At 61.0% G+C, this 2,963-nt stretch carries 3 protein-coding genes; 1 reads left to right on the forward strand and 2 read right to left on the reverse strand.

Annotation, left to right across the window (positions count from 1 at the left end):
• On the forward strand, nt 1-217 hold a 217-nt coding region (locus tag BDIM_RS18290), incomplete at its 5' end, for a hypothetical protein (RefSeq protein WP_211205972.1).
• 88 nt (nt 218-305) lie between these two features.
• Here the strand turns inward: BDIM_RS18290 and BDIM_RS06270 are convergent.
• On the reverse strand, nt 306-1,589 hold the full coding sequence (locus tag BDIM_RS06270) for a tyrosine-type recombinase/integrase (RefSeq protein WP_003164728.1): 1,284 nt from the start codon (nt 1,587-1,589) through the stop codon (nt 306-308).
• Between the two features lie 390 nt (nt 1,590-1,979).
• A partial coding sequence (locus BDIM_RS06275) for an ATP-binding protein (protein ID WP_040345251.1) occupies nt 1,980-2,963 on the reverse strand: 984 nt, incomplete at its 5' end.

The raw sequence follows: 2,963 nt of genomic DNA on the forward strand, positions 1-2,963 counted from the left end.
GCCGCTTTATGATGACTATGTGAACTGGATAAAAACACGGCGAGACGATCAATCTAAGACGAACTATGATGAGGAATTGGCCTCTACTCTCAGCAATGTTAGCGTGGGTACTCTGTTGGGAAGAATGTACGCTGTTCGCCGCGATCGAAAAAACAAGTTCTATAACGTGAGGCTGAAGAAGAGCGGTAGGGTAAGGAGTATTGATGTACTGCTATGAGGCCCCAGTAGCTTTCACTCCACGCCGCGAGCCTACCCTTGGCCAACACCTTCCCCCGGCTGTAGCGGCGGCTACGGGGCCTACAGCGCTATGCGCGTAGCGGCACCACGTTCTCGCCCCTGGCCTTCGCCTCTGCCACCCGAGCCTGTAGCTCGATCCAATCGCCGATTTTCTGCACCTCGGGCTGGAGCCATTCGAGGCGGGCCAAGTCGAGATAGTTGCGGGCGGTGACGTCCTCCTGCGCGGGCTTGTGGCCAGTGAGGAGGTCCGTCCTGAACTTTTCGATCAGGCACTCGCGCATGGCGATGTTCGTGAAGGTTCGCCGGAGGTCGTGGAGGCTCAGGTGTTTTCCCGCCACCGCGCTAACCAACTCCATCGGCGCGCGCGCCTCGGTCACGTGGCCCGTCTTGCTCCAGGACGGGAAGACGTGAGGGTTATCGTTCGACCGTGGTCGTCCCTTCAGCACCGCGACGGCCTGCGACGACAGCGGGAGCCACAGGGGCTCGCCCCGCTTGCGCTCGTCCAGATGCCACCAGCAGTTTGAGGGGTCTTCATCGTCGATATTGACGCGATCCCACGTGAGGGTGGCTCCTTCGTCCCGGCGCGCTCCGGTCAGCAGCAGGAACAGGGTCAAATCGATGCTGGCTAAGGCGTGGTGGTCTTTGGCGTCGGTCCGAGCCCTATTCAGGGCGTTCCAGACCTCCCCGATCCTCCGCCGGTCGATGTAGCGGTCCGTGCGCGATCCCATCGGCGCCCAATGGTCCTTCAGAACCTCGACGGGGTTCCGCTGGATCAGGGGCGTCCCGTCGCCGCGCCGGTACTGGCGACCCGCGAAGTTGAGCAGGATGCGCAACGTGACCATTGCGGCGTTGGCGCTGGCTGGAGCGCCCTTTTTTCCATCCAGTCCCCCCTCCACAAGCGCGCGATGCCGCTTGCGCACGTCGTCCTCAGTGATCTGGACGATGGGCTTGTCTTTCCAGGCCGCGAAGACCTTGTCCACGTGCCGCTTGTACTCGGTTCTCGTGCTGGCCTTTAGCCTGCCCGGCCGGGAGACATAGGCCTCGCATACCTCCCCAAGCGTCACGCGCATCGCCTCGTCGGCCTTCTTGGCGTCCCGAGGGTCGATGCCCTCTCGCATCCCCTGCAGGATGCTCTGGGCTCGTTTCCGGGCTTTGTCCTCGGGGTACAACCCGTATCGGCCGATCGTCACGATGACCGATTTACCGCGCACGCGCCCCTGGGCGATGAAGCTCCGCACGCCCCCGGCAGTGACCCGCAAGCCGTAGCCCGCGATCTTGTCATCCCAGTGCATGGCAAAGCCCTTTTCGGGCGGCTTCACCTCATCGATATAGGCTTTTGTTAGCTTCACCATTCCGGTCCCTCGCACCCAAAAACTAGCACAATGCTAGCAAGCTGCGGGCAGCATGGACAAGGAACGTCAAATTTACAACGGCTCAACTATCTGATTTTAAATGGGTTATTAAGCTAGAACAAACTGAGACAAGCTAACCGGGAGGGCGCTTGCCAAACTTTTAATCAGAGGGTCCTCGGTTCGAGCCCGAGGGGGCGTACCATTTCCCCTAAAAACGCGGCCTTATAGGCCAGCTGATTCACCTTCCAGATCGCAACTGGTGTTTTGGCGGCGAATGGGGCGGATAGCTATCGCCTTTGAGGCTGCTTCTTCGAGCAAGAATTCGATCGACCGTGTTCACCGGGAGAAGCTTGAGCTTCAGGCCAGATAAGACCATGGGCTAGCAGGGCTTCAGACGGATCGGGACCGTTCCGTATCATGGGCGAGAGGAAGCTGTAGACAGAAGCAGGCGCCGCTGGATCGATCAGCCAGCCAAGCTCGTCCGCCGTGGGCCATCGCGATGCGGGATACGATCGATAGGCCCAAGCCCGCGCCCGCGCCGTGGGGGTCGCCTCGCGAGAAGGGTTCGAACGCGCGAGCGGCGAATTCGGGCGCCACGCCATCGCCGTCGTCCAGCACGTGTAAAACGTCTTGGTCGTCGAACATGACGGTCGTCGTGGATCCGACGGGGGTATGCCGCAAGGTGTTTTCCAGCAGGTTGCGGATCGCAAGACCCACCAGGACATGGTCGCCCAAACAGGGAATGACTCGTTCGGGACGGATCATTTCGATTCGCCGTCCGCTTTGGACAAACTCCGCTGCCGTCTGGCTCGCCGTGGCCAGTGCGAGAGCCGCCAGATCGAATGGGTCGCTGCGCCGCTGCGGGTTGTGCTCGCCATCGGCCAGGATCAATAGCTGATTGATCGTCCGTGACAGCCGGTCGAACTCCGCAACCGCCTGTTTGCGCTCTTCTGGTCCCAATAGACTTTCGACCTGCGCTCTCAGCGCGGCGAGGGGAGTGCGGAGTTCATGAGCGGCGTTGGCGGAAAAGGAACGTTGGGATTTCCAAGCCTCTTCGAGCCGGTCCAGGGAGGCGTTGAAGGCGTGCACGAGGGGGGCGAGTTCGACAGGCGCCCGGGCCAAAGGCAGCCGTTCATTGAGATTGGCGGGGCCGATCCGCCTCGCCTGAAGAGACAGTTCTTTGATTGGAGCCAAAACTTTGCGGAGGACCAACCAGATGCCGGCCATCGAAATTAGAACAAAGACAGCTAAGGGGCGCCAAGCATCGTTGAGGCGAGCGAGCAAATAATCGGAGGCTAGCCGGTCCCGCAGGCTGAGCCCGTAGGCGGCGTTCTCGGGTATCAGAAGGCGTGTCACCAGATAGGCGAGCAGGGC

Source organism: Brevundimonas diminuta ATCC 11568 (assembly GCF_000204035.1).
GTDB lineage: Bacteria > Pseudomonadota > Alphaproteobacteria > Caulobacterales > Caulobacteraceae > Brevundimonas > Brevundimonas diminuta.

Coding starts and splice junctions, on each gene's coding strand:
- BDIM_RS06270 (WP_003164728.1), bottom strand. CDS start 1,589: ATGGTGAAGCTAACAAAAGCCTATATCGATGAGGTGAAGCCGCCCGAA.